Source organism: Pseudomonas corrugata (assembly GCF_050920615.1).
GTDB classification, from domain to species: Bacteria; Pseudomonadota; Gammaproteobacteria; order Pseudomonadales; family Pseudomonadaceae; genus Aquipseudomonas; species Aquipseudomonas corrugata.
Window position 1 is genome coordinate 2,794,014 of record NZ_CP130434.1, and the last position, 13,705, is coordinate 2,807,718.

Annotated in this window: 12 protein-coding genes and 1 pseudogene; 6 read left to right on the plus strand and 7 right to left on the minus strand. The window is 61.4% G+C overall.

Annotated elements, in window-relative coordinates; genetic code table 11:
• The first annotated feature begins 40 nt into the window (after positions 1-40).
• Both QZH45_RS12840 and QZH45_RS12845 read left to right on the plus strand, forming a co-directional pair.
• Positions 41-1,315, plus strand: a complete 1,275-nt coding sequence (locus QZH45_RS12840; RefSeq protein ID WP_055135426.1) for an OmpP1/FadL family transporter — start codon at positions 41-43, stop codon at positions 1,313-1,315.
• Positions 1,316-2,195: 880 nt separating this feature from the next.
• On the plus strand, positions 2,196-2,360 hold the full coding sequence (locus tag QZH45_RS12845) for a DUF3077 domain-containing protein (protein WP_313934373.1): 165 nt from the start codon (positions 2,196-2,198) through the stop codon (positions 2,358-2,360).
• A gap of 268 nt (positions 2,361-2,628) precedes the next feature.
• On the opposite strand, the gene QZH45_RS12850 is transcribed toward QZH45_RS12845, so the two are convergent.
• The 4 genes from QZH45_RS12850 to glcD are packed head-to-tail and all read right to left on the minus strand — an operon-like array spanning position 2,629 to position 6,825.
• The gene (locus tag QZH45_RS12850) at positions 2,629-3,030 is read right to left on the minus strand and encodes a heme-binding protein (protein WP_024776341.1); all 402 of its coding nucleotides are present in this window, start codon (positions 3,028-3,030) and stop codon (positions 2,629-2,631) included.
• 13 nt (positions 3,031-3,043) lie between these two features.
• Positions 3,044-4,261, minus strand: a complete 1,218-nt coding sequence (gene glcF / locus QZH45_RS12855) for a glycolate oxidase subunit GlcF (protein WP_055135425.1) — start codon at positions 4,259-4,261, stop codon at positions 3,044-3,046.
• 3 nt (positions 4,262-4,264) lie between these two features.
• Positions 4,265-5,326 carry a glycolate oxidase subunit GlcE gene (glcE, locus tag QZH45_RS12860; RefSeq protein WP_055135424.1) on the minus strand — a complete coding sequence of 354 codons (1,062 nt, stop codon included), beginning with the start codon at positions 5,324-5,326 and terminating at the stop codon, positions 4,265-4,267.
• Entirely contained in the window at positions 5,326-6,825 is a 1,500-nt protein-coding gene (gene glcD / locus QZH45_RS12865; RefSeq protein ID WP_055135423.1) for a glycolate oxidase subunit GlcD, read from the minus strand. The genes glcE and glcD overlap by 1 nt, the downstream gene beginning before the upstream one ends.
• A 234-nt stretch (positions 6,826-7,059) precedes the next feature.
• Here glcD and glcC point away from each other — a divergent pair, with 234 nt between their 5' ends.
• The 3 genes and pseudogenes from glcC to QZH45_RS12880 all read left to right on the plus strand — a co-directional run bounded on the left by glcC (position 7,060) and on the right by QZH45_RS12880 (position 8,905).
• On the plus strand, positions 7,060-7,827 hold the full coding sequence (glcC, locus tag QZH45_RS12870) for a transcriptional regulator GlcC (RefSeq protein WP_024776329.1): 768 nt from the start codon (positions 7,060-7,062) through the stop codon (positions 7,825-7,827).
• Positions 7,824-8,031: pseudogene (locus QZH45_RS12875) on the plus strand (helix-turn-helix domain-containing protein); the annotation flags it as partial. The gene glcC and the pseudogene QZH45_RS12875, both read left to right, overlap by 4 nt.
• 217 nt (positions 8,032-8,248) lie before the next feature.
• Complete coding sequence (locus QZH45_RS12880) at positions 8,249-8,905, plus strand: O-methyltransferase (RefSeq protein WP_024776327.1); 657 nt, start codon at positions 8,249-8,251, stop codon at positions 8,903-8,905.
• A gap of 127 nt (positions 8,906-9,032) precedes the next feature.
• On the opposite strand, the gene QZH45_RS12885 is transcribed toward QZH45_RS12880, so the two are convergent.
• Together QZH45_RS12885 and QZH45_RS12890 are read right to left on the minus strand one after the other, a co-directional pair.
• The gene (locus QZH45_RS12885; RefSeq protein WP_024776326.1) at positions 9,033-10,355 is read right to left on the minus strand and encodes a chloride channel protein; all 1,323 of its coding nucleotides are present in this window, start codon (positions 10,353-10,355) and stop codon (positions 9,033-9,035) included.
• A gap of 154 nt (positions 10,356-10,509) precedes the next feature.
• On the minus strand, positions 10,510-11,469 hold the full coding sequence (locus QZH45_RS12890; protein ID WP_024776325.1) for a LysR family transcriptional regulator: 960 nt from the start codon (positions 11,467-11,469) through the stop codon (positions 10,510-10,512).
• Positions 11,470-11,568: 99 nt separating this feature from the next.
• Here QZH45_RS12890 and QZH45_RS12895 point away from each other — a divergent pair, with 99 nt between their 5' ends.
• Positions 11,569-12,309 carry an SDR family oxidoreductase gene (locus QZH45_RS12895; RefSeq protein WP_024776324.1) on the plus strand — a complete coding sequence of 247 codons (741 nt, stop codon included), beginning with the start codon at positions 11,569-11,571 and terminating at the stop codon, positions 12,307-12,309.
• Here QZH45_RS12895 and QZH45_RS12900 read toward each other — a convergent pair.
• A complete protein-coding gene (locus tag QZH45_RS12900) occupies positions 12,278-13,546 on the minus strand; it encodes an MFS transporter (protein WP_055135422.1) in 1,269 nt (422 codons plus the stop codon). The two genes, QZH45_RS12895 and QZH45_RS12900, sit on opposite strands and share 32 nt — an antisense overlap.
• Between the last annotated feature and the right edge of the window lie 159 nt (positions 13,547-13,705).

Genomic DNA, 13,705 nt, shown 5'->3' on the forward strand with positions numbered 1-13,705 from the left:
CCCTGCAACACCTAGCTGTCATCACCCTAGAGATCCAATAATGAAAAAAATGATTCTCAAGACTCCACTCGGCCTTGCTGTCGCACTGGCCTCCTCACACGTGTTCGCCAGCGGCTTTGCGCTCAATGAACAAAGCATCAGTGGGATGGGCACTGGCTTTGCCGGTCGATCCTCTTCCGCCGATGACGCGAGCACCGTTTTCGGTAACCCGGCAGGCATGTCTCGCTTGAAGCGAGAACAGGTCAGTGTGGGCGCTGCAACGCTGTTCGCCAAATCAGACATCAGCCAGACGCGCAGCACATTCGGCGGCCAGCAAGACGGCGACATGGTGCCCGTGGTCACGGTGCCCATGGGTTACTACGTCAATCCCATCGATGAACATTGGGCGTTCGGTGTCGGCTTCTACGCGCCGTTCGGCCTGATAACGGATTATGGCAGTGGGTTCGCCGGTCGTTATTTCACGAACAAAAGCGAGGTCACGACGCTGACCTTCCAACCGACGGTCAGCTACGCCTTCAATGACAGGGTTTCCATTGGTTTCGGTCCGACCATCAACCGCATCAGCGGTGAGTTGTCGGCAATGGTCTTGAACCCCATCAGCCCCGGCACCAATGACGGCAAACTCAAAAGCAAGGGCGATGACACCGCCCTGGGTTTCAACGCCGGTATTCTGGTGCAGGCCACGGACAGCACGCGGGTGGGCATGACCTACCATTCCAAGGTCAGCTATCACTTGGATAATGCCAAAACCAAAGTCACCGGAGGCGTCTTTTCCCTGCTGGGAGTCAGCGGCGAAAGTTACGATGCTTCGCTGGACGTGGACACCCCCGAGTCCGTGGACTTCTCGGTGACCCAGCAACTCAATGACGATTGGACCCTGTACCTGGGCAGCACCTGGACACGCTGGAGTCGCTTCAAGGACATCACCATCGAGAACAGCGGATTGCCTGCGGCGCTGAGCGGCACGTTGAGCAGTGTTACTGAAGAGGAGAACTGGCACGACACGTGGGCGCACGCGATTGGCGCTTCGTACCAGCTCAATAAGCAATGGGTGCTGCGCACTGGCTTTTCGGTGGATCAGTCCCCCACCAACAACACCAACCGTTCGCCACGGATTCCAACGGGAGACCGCACGGTGGTCAGCTTGGGCGCCGGGTGGACGCCGGTGGACAATGTCACCGTCGACCTCGCTTACTCCTATCTGTGGGAAGAGAGCGTGAAGGTCAACGACGCTTCAGCCAGCAGGGGCGCCTACAGCTCCAAATACAAGAACAGCGCCAGTGGGTTCGGTATGTCCGTTACTTATAAGTTCTGAGTCGCGAAGGGGGAGCGCCTCTGCGAATGGAGCAGGGTTTCGAAGGTGCGGCGTTTAGGTTTGCAGCCTTCGAGCCGCGCCGGGGCGTCGTTGAGTTCGATGACTCCCACACCGTGAAGATAGTCGGCCATGGGTTGCCTGCGCAGTGTTTGAAGGACACTGCACAGGCGGCCTCGCTCGGGCTGGTGTGAATCGGCGGCTCTATAGGCAGGAGAGTTACAAAGTCCGACTCGGCCTCAAGTTACAGGCTGGGTGCTAGCGCGGATCGACGTTATCGGTAGCTTCTTGGACTTTCTTTGGGTCGAGGCCGTTGGCGGTGGGGTCTGTTTGTGGAGGGTTGGGAGTTACTTTAAACATAGTTGTGACTCTAAGAGGTAGTGGAGCCGCCTTGTCTCGCTGCTAAACGAAAAAAAGGGTGGCGGCTGTACGCGGGTTAGCAGACCGGACCTCTTAACCGGCAGACCCGAAGGTCTCCCGCGCACAACCGCCATTACATAATGAGCGGGCTCTAAACCTGCTGGCATATGTGTGGCACTGTGCGTCAAAGGTTCTGGGCTGCTAAACCCGATCGCTGATTTTCAGCGACTCGGAGACAATAGAAGCCGGGCCCCTGGCGCACAAGCGGGCGGATTCTGGCTTAGTTGTAGGCACAGGCGCAAGGTGACGTAGCCTCGGGATTAGGGCTCGGTGTTACGGGAGTGTATGGCTAGAGGACTCGACCCGTTGGATAAAATGGATGACCTTTTTTCAGGGTTGTAGGCAAACTCCGATAGTTGTGTAGGAGGTGCTTTTTACGGTGTTTTTTTAATCGTAACGATCTTGATGGCCAGCGCTTCACCGGGATATTTTCCTCAGGTCGCTGCAAATTCAGCGACCGGGATTGGTACCCGATGAGTTTGCCGAAGACGCAGCGTTCATACGCGATACCGAGCGACACGCCTGGGCTGCGCATCATTTCACGGTGTTGGGCAAGGCGGTCATTAATGGCGTGGTAATGGCCGTTACGCCCAAATCCGGGGTGGACCTCTACGGGGCGAGACCATGACGGTCCACAGGAGCACACTGCCGCCGTGATGATGAGCGCAGATACTTAAGTCAATAACGCCCGAACCTCTGGTGCTGGCTCAGTTCAGCATTATGTTCGGGCCTTCTTTTTTCTGGGCAAAGGATGTCGCAGCCATTAGCTCCGCCAAAGCCGTTTCGATCCTACAGCGATCTGTGCGCTCTGCTCACCAGCCGTCGTATGCAGATCTTCGACGTACCCCGCGCCGTCACTGCTGGTTGATCAATCCGGTGGTGCCGTTGCGTCCACTTCAGTTCAGGCATTGCGCGCCGGCTCTGGCGACTTGGGCGTCCTGCTCGGCCTTGACCCCGGACACGCCGACAGCGCCGATCACCTGACCGTCGACAATGATCGGGACGCCACCCTCCAGGGACGTCAACAGCGGCGCGGACAAAAAGGCCTGGCGTCCACCGTTGACCATCTCTTCATAACCTTTGGATTCGCGCCGGCCGAGGGCCGAGGTGCGGGCTTTTTCGGTGGCGATGTAGGCACCGATGGGCGCGCAGCCATCGAGGCGCTCCAGGGCCAGCGGGTGACCGCCATCATCGACAATCACGATGGCGACGGCCCACTGGTTGCTGTTCGCTTCATCGCGGGCGGCCGAGAGAATCCGGCTGACTTCGTTCTGGCCGAGTACGGCTTTGCTTTTCATGGGAGCTCCAGGTTTAAGGCAGCGCGGCTTCGACCCACTCGATCCAGTGCCGGACCGGGGTCCGTCCCGCGCCGTCGAGGTGGGTCTGACAGCCGATATTGGCGGTGACAATCACGTCGGGGCGCCCGCTTTCCAGGGCGTTGAGTTTGTTGTCACGCAGCTGCCGGGACAGCTCGGGTTGGGTGATCGAATAGGTGCCCGCCGAGCCGCAGCACAAGTGGCTGTCGGGGACCGGCGTGAGCTCGAAACCCAGGTTCGTCAGCACTGCCTCAACGGCGCCGCCCAGTTTCTGCGCGTGCTGCAAGGTGCAGGGGCAGTGGAATGCCAGGCGTTGGTCGCTGCGCACGCGCAGCATTTCCAGCGGCTCTTCGCGCAGCACTTCAACCAGGTCCTTGGCCAGGGCGCTGACCTTTTTCGCTTTCTCGGCATAGGCCGGATCGCTGCCGAGCAAGTGCCCGTAGTCCTTGATGAACGCGCCACAACTGCTGGCGGTTTGCACGATGGCTTCGACACCGTCCTCGATGTTCGGCCACCACGCATCGATGTTGCGGCGCGCACGATCCAGGCCCACGGCCTGGGCGTCCAGATGATAGTCCACGGCGCCGCAGCAGCCGGCTTCGGCAACGGGTGTCACACTGATCCCCAATCGATCCAGGACCCGGGCGGCGGCCGCGTTGGTATTGGGCGACAGGCTCGGTTGTACGCAGCCTTCGAGCATGAGCACGTGACGGGCATGGCGGTTCACCGGCCGCGGTTTGGCGGCAGGTACATGGCGAGGCACCTTGCCGCGCAGGCTGTCGGGCAGCCACGGCCGAAACATCCGGCCACCACCGATCAGCCCTTTGAACACGCCCGGGTTGGGCACGACCGCCCGCAACCCTTCGCGCAACAAGCGCTGGCCGAGAGGCCGTCCGACCGCTGCATCGACCACGGCGCGGCCAATGTCCAGCAGGTTGTGGTAGTCGACCCCGGAAGGGCAGGTGGTTTCGCAATTGCGGCACGACAGGCAACGATCCAGGTGCTGTTGGGTCTTCGCCGTGACCGGGTTGCCTTCGAGCACTTGCTTGATCAGGTAGATACGTCCCCTCGGGCCATCCAGTTCATCGCCGAGCAACTGGTAGGTCGGGCAGGTGGCGTTGCAGAAACCACAGTGCACGCACGTGCGCAGGATGCTTTCGGCCTCTTCGGCGCGGGGCAACTGGCGAGCCTCTTCACTCAAGGTTGTCTGCATGGTTCAAAGCTCCGCGTAGAGGCGACCAGGGTTGAAAATTTCCTGTGGGTCGAGCTGTTGCTTCAGGTTGCGGTGGTAACGCATCAGGGCGTCTGGCAGCGGTTGGAACGGGCTGTCGATCAGACCACGGCCGTAACAGGTCACATGGCCGCCGACGCCTTCGATGATCCGGCGGATGAACGCGGCTTCGGCGCCAGACTTGAGCCAGCGCTGGGCGCCGCCCCAGTCGATCAGTTGCCTGCCAGGCAAGGGCAGCCACGCTGTGTTGTGCGGCACGGACAGGCGCCACAGCGGCAGATCCTCATCGAAGAAACTCAAGCGATGTTCGTTGAGGTCCTCCCAATACGAGGCCTCCAGCATCTCGCCGCCCAGTCGATCATGGGCCGCTCTTACCGAGCCCTCGCCACCCTCGAGCCGCAGGTGCAGGCGTTGGCCATCGTGGCAGGCGGCGCTGATCGGCAGCGGCTGCTGGCCCCATTCCGCCAGGCGCAGCAAGGCGCGCTCGCTGTCCATTTCCAGACTGATGCTCAAGGCTTGCCGAGGCTTGGGCAGGACTTTGAGCGACACCTCGGTGATCACCCCGAGGGAGCCAAAGCTGCCGGCCATCAGGCGCGACAGGTCGTAACCGGCGACGTTCTTCATGACTTCGCCACCGAAGCGCAGGAGCTTGCCCTGGCCGGTGATGACCCGCGAGCCGAGGACGAAGTCCCGCACCGAGCCGGCCCACGGACGGCGCGGCCCGGAGAGTCCGCTGGCGATCATGCCGCCCACCGTGGCGTCGCCGAAGGAAGGCGGTTCGCAGGGCAACATTTGCTGCGAGGCGTTCAGCACCTCAGACAGCTCCCGCAGGGGCGTGCCGCAGCGGGCAGTAATCACCAGTTCCGTCGGGTCATAGCTGACGATGCCCCGGTGGGCGCGAGTGTCGAGGCGCTGGCCCGTGACCGGACGTCCCAGGAAGGCTTTGCTGTCGCCACCCTGGATTCGTAGTGGCGTGGCATTTTTCAGGGCCTGGTTGACCTGTTCGAGCAACGCGTCGCTGGCATCCCTATCAAGTGCGTTGTGCATCAGAAACGCTCCAGGTCAGGGAAGGGTAATTGCCCCAGATGCACATGCATGGCGCCAAACTCGGCGCAGCGGTGCAGCGTCGGAATGTTCTTGCCGGGGTTGAGCAGGCCGCTCGGATCGAAGGCCGCTTTGACGGCGTGGAACACGGTCAACTCGTCGCTGTTGAACTGAGCGCACATCTGATTGATTTTCTCGCGGCCCACCCCGTGTTCGCCGGTGATGCTGCCTCCGACTTTCACGCACAACTCAAGGATCTTGCCCCCCAGGGCTTCGGCACGATCAAGTTCTCCCGGCTGGTTGGCGTCGAACAGGATCAGCGGGTGCATGTTGCCGTCACCGGCATGGAACACGTTGGCTACCCGTAGGCCGTACTCGGCTGATAAAGCGGCGATGGCGTGCAGCACGCCGGGCAGCTCGCGACGCGGGATGGTCCCGTCCATGCAGTAATAATCCGGTGAGAGGCGGCCGACAGCAGGAAACGCATTCTTGCGTCCAGCCCAGAAACGCACGCGTTCGGCCTCGTCGCGGGCCTGGCGCACTTCGGTGGCGCCGGCCTGCTCCAGCACCTGGCGCACGCGGTTGCAGTCATCATGGACGTCGGCTTCCACACCATCGAGTTCGCACAACAGAATGGCTTCGGCCTCCACCGGGTAGCCGGCGTGGATGAAGTCTTCGGCGGCACGGATGGCCAGGTTGTCCATCATCTCCAGTCCGCCGGGAATGATACCCGCAGCGATGATGTCACCCACCGCGCGCCCCGCCTTTTCGACCGAGTCGAACGCTGCCAGCAACACCTTCGCAGTCTGGGGTTTGGGAAGCAGCTTGACCGTGACTTCGGTGATCACCCCGAGCATCCCCTCGGAACCGGTGAACAGCGCCAGCAGGTCAAGGCCCGGCGAGTCGAGTGCGTCACTGCCCAGGGTCAGGTGCTCCCCCTCGACGGTGAGGATCTCGACCTTGAGCAGGTTGTGCACGGTCAGACCATATTTGAGGCAATGTACGCCACCGGCATTTTCCGCGACGTTGCCGCCGATGGAACAGGCAATCTGAGAGGAGGGATCCGGCGCGTAGTACAAGCCAAACGGCGCGGCCGCCTGGGAAATCGCCAGGTTGCGTACTCCGGGCTGGACTCGTGCGGTACGGGCGGCCGGGTCAATGTGCAAAATGTTGTTGAAGCGTGCCATCACCAGCAGAACGCCTTTTTCCAACGGCAGCGCACCACCGGACAAACCGGTCCCGGCCCCCCGGGTGACGACAGGCACCTGCCGTTCATGACACAGCGCCAGCACGCCCCGAACCTCGTCGAGATGGCGGGGCAGTACCACCAAGAGCGGCGTGGTGCGATAGGCGGAAAGTCCGTCGCATTCATAGGGCATGAGTTCTTCGCGCTGGTGCAGGATCTCAAGGTCCGGCAAGCGCACCTGCAAGGCCTGCAGCAGCGTGGCTTTATCCACGGCAGGCAGGGCACCATCAACGCGTTCATCGTAGAGAATGTTCATAGTCGGCCGGCGACACTCGGTTGTTTTTATTTGAGGTCAGGTTCCGCATGCAGCTGACTTGCATCATTGGTCCGAGGCGATCTACTGTCTATGGCTTGTTGAGGTGGTCGAACCAGTTTTTGACCGGCTATTTTCTTGTGATTTTTAATAAAACATCTAAAAACAATAAGTTGTGATAAGTGGTAAGTCGGCTTGAACACCATGGCTAAGCTGGTCATACCAGTTGGAGGCGCAATGGACGACACCCAGACCCGTCGTAATCTGCAGGTGGCCGACGTGGTGTGCGAGCGTATCGAGCGCCTGATCGTGGATGGCGTGCTCAAGACGGGGCAGTTGTTACCGTCGGAACGTCGGCTGACGGAAAAGCTCGGTGTATCGCGCACGGCATTACGCGAAGGATTGAAGCTGCTGCGCGCGCGCGGGATCATCAAGACGGAGCAGGGCAAGGGCTCCTTCGTCGCCGATCTGTCGGGCAACAGTGCTGCGTCGCCATTGATGCACCTGTTCAGCTCACAGCCCCGCACGCTTTACGATTTGTTCGAGGTACGCAGTCTGCTCGAAGGCGAGTCCGCACGGTTGGCGGCCTTGCGTGGCACAGAGGCCGATTTCGTCCTGATCACCCGCAGCTACGAAGCGTTGCTCGATGCCCACACGCGCGCACTGGAGCCCTCCGAACACGCCCGGCTCGATCATGCGTTTCACCTGGCGATCTGCGAGGCGTCGCACAATCCGGTGCTGGTGCAGACCTTGCGCTCACTGACGGACCTGCTGCTCAACACCGTGTTCGCCTCGGTCAACAACCTCTACCACCGCGAGCCGCAGAAGCGGCAAATCGATCGTCAACATGCAAGGCTCTATAACGCGGTAACCGGGCGGCTTCCCGAGCAGGCCCGCAAGGCCGCCATTGCCCATATCCAGAGCATCTGCGACAACCTCAAGGAAATCGAAAGCGAGGAGCAACGCCTGGTGCGTGCCACGTTGCGACTCGAGGGGTGGGCATGACGCAGCCCCTGGATCATTTGTCCTTGCACCTGTTCATTCTGGTCTGTGAAGAGGGGGCGATCGCATGGGCCAGCGAAACCCGCGTTCATCGCGCCCTCGGCGGTCAGCAAGCGACTTTCCGACATCGAGGCACGATTCGGTACGCCGCTGCCCAAGCTCAGCAAGCGCGGGGTGGAACCGACGCCGGCCGGCCTGGCGCTGCTACCAAAACCTGAACAGCAGCCTGGGGAGCAGCCTCCGCCCGCTTGTTGGAGGGCGCCTGCCGTGGCCGCTTGAGTGAGGAAATACGGGCGGTCTGGTGCCGGGTCATGGGCAGCTCGGGCGTCGTGGGGAAACGCGAATAGCGAATAGGGCGAATCACTCGCATCATTTAAATGCGACGAATCAGTCGCATCTCAGTCCCTATTGATGGAAGACAACCATGACCACCTTGACCACAGAACCCCTGGCAACCCTGATCGAAGGCCTCTACATCCAGGCCAGCGCGGCCACCAGTCCGGTGCTGAATACGGTGCCAAGCGAAGAACGTGAGCGCCTGATGCGCAGCAAGACCGAATACCTCGAACTGTACGGCATGCTCAAGGACTTGTGGCTGCCGGTCTCCCGCGATACCGGCAAGCTGCTGTACATGCTCGCACGAAGCGCAAAGGCCAGGGCCATCGTCGAGTTCGGCACTTCGTTCGGCTTGTCCACCCTGCACCTGGCGGCGGCGCTGCGCGACAATGGCGGAGGTGTGCTGATCGGCAGTGAGTTCGAGCCCTCGAAGATTGCCCTGGCACGTCATCACTTCGTTGAAGGAGGTGTCAGCGATCTGGTGGAAGTCCGCGAAGGCGATGCACTTGTGACCCTTGCCACCGACCTCCCGGAGGCGGTCGACCTGCTCCTGCTCGATGGCGCCAAGGCGCTGTACCGCGACGTACTGAGCCTGGTTGAAAAACGCTTGCGGCCGGGCGCGCTGGTGGTGGCGGACAACACCGATTACTGCCCTGAGTACCTGGCTTACGTGCGTTCTCCGCAGAGTGGTTACCTCTCCGTGCCTTTTGCGGATGACATTGAAGTGTCGATGCGCCTGGGATGATGCAGGTCCCTCGGTGGCTGACAGGATCGGTAGCTCTCCAGTGGAGCAGCACTCAGCTCGACAAAACGGTTCCTCTCAGTGTGTTGGCCTGCCTGTTCTCCGACTTCTTTTGGCGAGTGGGCGGGCTTCACTGCCCCGTCTTCTGCTTCGCCGAGGTTCTTTCCGCTGTTTGCACAAAGCCACGTGCCATTTGCTGATACAGCTCGGGGCCCATCCGCGAGCTGACAGCCTTGGCGACGAGGGCAACGCCCATGAGGCTGATCACCATGCCATGACTGTCAATCATCTCCATGACGATGATGGCGGAGGTAATGGGTGACTGGGTCACGGCGGCAAGAAAGCCCACCATGCACAGGGCAATGACCGGTTGCACGCCAAGGTTGAACAGATCGGAGATATTTGCGCCGATCGCCGCGCCCACCGCCAGGCAGGGGGCAAAGATTCCGCCCGGTATTCCAGAGAAGTAGGTCACCACCGTGGCGATGAAGCGGGTCAGGGCGGCATGCCACGGCAGGCCAATATCAGATGCAATGACGTGGCTGGTAACGCCGTATCCGCTGCCAAATGACATGCCGCCACTGAGCACGCCGAGCACGGCTACAATCAGCCCGCAGATGCCGGCGAACCACACCGGATGCTGACGACGCCACCGCCAGAGCAGGGCGTTTCGATAACGTTGGGGCCATAACAACATGCGGCTGAACAGTCCACCCAGCAGGCCACAACCAATGGCAATCAGCAGCGCCGGCAGGATGATATCCATGCTGATGGCTTGCACGTCGAAATGGCCGAAATAGTTGTAGTTTCCCTGCAAGGCAATCGCCACCATCCCGGACAGAATAATGGTGCTGAGCAAAACCCCGCTGGTACGTGTCTCCAGGCGCCGTCCCAACTCCTCCACGGCAAAGGCAATGCCCGCCAGCGGGGTATTGAACGCAGCCGCAATGCCCGCTGCGCCACCGGCAAGAATCAGATCTTCGCTGCGGATGATCCGCGCGTTGGGCAAGTAGCGATGGAAGAAATGCATGACCGAAGCCGCGACCTGCACCGACGGCCCCTCACGTCCGGCCGAGAAACCGCCTGTCAAGGCCAGGGTGCCAAGGCCGATTTTGGCGAAAGCGATCTTTAACGAGACCAACTGGCTGACGGGCTTGCCCTGACGCGCCAGGCGGGTAGCGGCAATCACCTGGGGAATACCGCTGCCCTGGCAACCGGGCAAGAAACGGTTGGTCAGGCCCACCACCAGCATGCCAATCAAAGGTGTGTAGATGAGCGGTAGCCAGGGGCGTTCAGCGGTTTGCAGGGCAAACTCATTCAGTGCCAGATCTGCCAGACGAGCGAACATGACGACAAGCAAGCCGGCGAAGGTGGCGGCCACCCACAACGTGACGCGGGTGCGCCAGCGCATGGAGGCAAATCGACGACGTAGCAACATAAACGGTCTGATCACTCAGTTGGATTCCAGTCGTAGAAAGTTCGGGACGTGTGGTAAGCCTAACCGCAAATGCAGATGACATTGAAGTGTCGATTTGTCTGGGGCGATACAGGCTTCTTGAGGGGGCATCGGGATCAGTGGCTGCTGGTTGTCCAACCCCGCCGACCGATCAGCCCTGGTTCGCTGCGGATGCCTCATTCACTGCCTCATCCCAGGCAGGCGTTGCAGGGAACAGCTCAAGCAAAAAGGCGATGAAGGCCTTTACGTTGGGGCTGCCTCGGCGGCTTTCCGGCCACAAGGCGGTGATGGAGAAGCGTTCCGCGGTGAACTGGGGGAGCACCGGGATCAGTTCTCCCCGGCGAACATAGGGGGCGGCCACGTAGTACGGCGTAATGCCGACGCCTCCTCCCGCCGCCATAATGGCCGCTACCGCGTCACTGACATCCACGGTGAATGCGACGTCGGGACTCCACTCGAGTTGTTTGTCGCCTGCCTGATAGGGCCAACGCAAACTTTGCCCGGTACTCTGGTAGCGAAAGTTCACGCACTCATGTCCCGCAAGATCTTCGGCGGTCATCGGCGTGCCTTTGCGTTGGAGGTACTGAGGCGACGCAAACGCGCCGATTCGATGAGGCCCCAGGGGGCGCGAAACCAGGCGTGAGTCGGTGAGATTCCCCACGCGGATGGCCACGTCGATGCCCTGTTCAATGATGTCGGAATACTGATCGCCGAGTCGCAGGTCGATTGCCAGCTTGGGATATTGCTCACGGAACCTGGGCAAGGCTGGTGCCAGGATGTTCACGCCGATGGGGAGGGCGGCGGTGACTTTCAGGACACCGGAAGGCTCGGCGCGGGATGCGACGGCGGCCTGATCAATTTCTTCGACCTCGCGCAGGATTCGCAATGCACGTTCGTAAAGATCCCGCCCTTCAGGCGTGAGGGTCAGGGAGCGCGTCGTGCGGGTGAACAGCATCAGCCCAAAATGCTCCTCAAGCCGCTGTACGCTTTTGCTCACGGCGGAGGGTGACACCGAAAGCTCCCGTGCCGCAGCGGTATAGCTGCCCAGGGAGGCGGCCCGTGCGAATGCGATGAGTCCGGTCAGACGGTCGAGACCAATTTGTGCCTTCATGGCAATAGTAAAGCGACTTTCGACCCAATTATCAATCCGTGCTCACAGTCTTACGCTTACTCCATCGAACGCCATCCGGGCGTTCACTGGAGGCTCGACATGACCATCACCCCAACACTTGCATCCAATCTCACCGGCCGCACGGTCGTCATCTTCGGCGGTACATCGGGCATCGGCCTGGCTGCCGCGATACAAGCAAAGGCCGCTGGCGCCAAGGTCGTGGTCATCGGCTCGAATGCCGCCCGTGCCGAGCAGGCTGCAAAAGATCATGGCCTGGATCAATGGCGCGCGGCCGACGTGACCTGCCGTGAGGCGGTCGAAGCCGCGCTGGCGGACATTCCTGTGGTCGATCACCTGGTGCTGCTCGCCGGTACGTTTGTCACCGGCACCATCCTGGCCGCTGACGTCGATCACCTGCGCCGGGCCTTCGATGAGCGTATCTGGGCGTCCATCAACACCATCCGTGCCCTGGGCGACAGGCTGTGCAAGGCGGGGTCGATCACCTTCATCTCGGGTGCGCTCGCTGATCGACCCAATGCCCATGGCACAGCCGTCATCGCGGCGGCATCGGCCGCCATGGAGGCGCTGGCCCGTGGCCTGGTCCTGGAGTTGGCACCGATTCGCGTCAACACCCTGTCGCCCGGGCCGATCGATACACCGATCTTCAGCAAGGCATTGGGCGAAGGCCGTGACGCGTACGTGGCCTCCCTGGAGCAGGCTCTGCCGTTGCGTCGCCTTGGCACGCCTGAGGAAGCCGGTGCTGCGGCGCTGTTCTTGATGACCAACACCTTCATGAACGGTGCCGTGCTCAACGTTGATGGCGGTGTTCGATTGGTCTGATCCTGAAGGGGCGAGCGGACACTCCTCGGTAGAAAGACAGGATAGCGAGCACCTGCACGATGACGGCGGCTGTCACGACGGCGGCGATAGCGTGATTCGGATGGCTGAAGGCGGTGCGCACCAGGCCGAAAAACGCAGGGGCGAAGGCGTAGGTGGCTTGGCTGATCGCGACCATCAGCGCGATGACCCTGGCAGTGTGCTCACGGCTGAACTCGGTTTGTGCGATCAGCGGCGGCAGGGAGGTGGCATTGCCGATGCCCGAACCGATCAGCACCACCGCCATCCAGGCCACAGTCGGGTGAAGGTCCAGGCCGAGGAGCATCAGCGTGCCCAGCAGCTGGATGGCATAGCCCTGGCACGCCAGCAGCCTGCGGTTGATGCCTTGGATCATCAGGCGTGCGGCGATGTAGCGACCGCCCATGGCACTGGCGGTGGCCAGCCCCATGGCGAATGAAGCGTCGTGGGCGCCCATGCGTCCCACCAGGATCGAGTACAGGTGCGCGATCAAGCCGATCTGGGCGAACAGTCCCAGGGACATGCCGGCTGCCAGGCTGCGGAAATCTGCCACCTCGAGCGTCTGCATCACGGTCCACGGCATGGCGCTGGTGGCCGGTGGCACGGGCTCCGTCTGCTCGGCGTTGTCGGGGTGCTGTCCCAGACCCTGTGGGGTTTTGTTGAAGACCAGGAAGGCGAAAATGCCGATAAGCAGCAAGGCTGCGAGGCTGATCACCAACGCTGCCGTGGCAAAGCCAAAACCCTCGATCAGCCATACCCACAGGGGCGAAAAGACGACGCCCCCCATGCTTGCGCCGTTGTACGCCTTGCCCAGGGCCTGGGGCCTTTCCTTGTTGTACCACGGCGCGATCAGGGTATTGACGGCCGCGGCGCCCAGGGTCACCCAGCCGATACCCGAGCACATCGCACCGGCATACAGCACCCAGAGCTGGTTGGCCTGGGCCCAGATGTTCACGCCGATACCCAGGAAAATGCTGCCCAGCACGGTGATGGCTGGAATGCCGAAGCGTGCGTAGAGCCTGGGTAGATTGGCGATGACGATCGTGCCGCTGAGAAAGTGCAAGGTGACGGCAGTCGACACCTGGGCGATGGGCCAACCCGTGCGCTCCATGACCGATTGCATGTAGATCGGCGGGCCATAGAAGCCGATCCCCCAACCGATCATCGCCAGGATGAACGTGCAGGCCAGTACGGTTTTTCCAAAAAAACGGCTGTGTTTCATCGCCAACTCCTCCATGTGGGCTCACAGCGTATGCGTCAGGCAGATGTCTCACTTCGAGGCGCAACGAACAATGGATGTTTCGCCGCACATGCAGGTGGCGAGGGGGATGGTGATGACGGGGTAAGATGACTCAATGAAAAACGCCACTGTCCCTGGCCG

Bases quoted from the DNA above. Each gene is read 5' to 3' on its own strand.
- glcF (WP_055135425.1), bottom strand. From the start codon at position 4,261: ATGCAGACAACCTTGAGTGAAGAGGCTCGCCAGTTGCCCCGCGCCGAA.
- glcC (WP_024776329.1), top strand. From the start codon at position 7,060: ATGGACGACACCCAGACCCGTCGTAATCTGCAGGTGGCCGACGTGGTG.
- QZH45_RS12880 (WP_024776327.1), top strand. From the start codon at position 8,249: ATGACCACCTTGACCACAGAACCCCTGGCAACCCTGATCGAAGGCCTC.
- QZH45_RS12900 (WP_055135422.1), bottom strand. From the start codon at position 13,546: ATGAAACACAGCCGTTTTTTTGGAAAAACCGTACTGGCCTGCACGTTC.
- glcD (WP_055135423.1), bottom strand. From the start codon at position 6,825: ATGAACATTCTCTACGATGAACGCGTTGATGGTGCCCTGCCTGCCGTG.
- QZH45_RS12895 (WP_024776324.1), top strand. From the start codon at position 11,569: ATGACCATCACCCCAACACTTGCATCCAATCTCACCGGCCGCACGGTC.
- glcE (WP_055135424.1), bottom strand. From the start codon at position 5,326: ATGCACAACGCACTTGATAGGGATGCCAGCGACGCGTTGCTCGAACAG.
- QZH45_RS12840 (WP_055135426.1), top strand. From the start codon at position 41: ATGAAAAAAATGATTCTCAAGACTCCACTCGGCCTTGCTGTCGCACTG.
- QZH45_RS12890 (WP_024776325.1), bottom strand. From the start codon at position 11,469: ATGAAGGCACAAATTGGTCTCGACCGTCTGACCGGACTCATCGCATTC.
- QZH45_RS12850 (WP_024776341.1), bottom strand. From the start codon at position 3,030: ATGAAAAGCAAAGCCGTACTCGGCCAGAACGAAGTCAGCCGGATTCTC.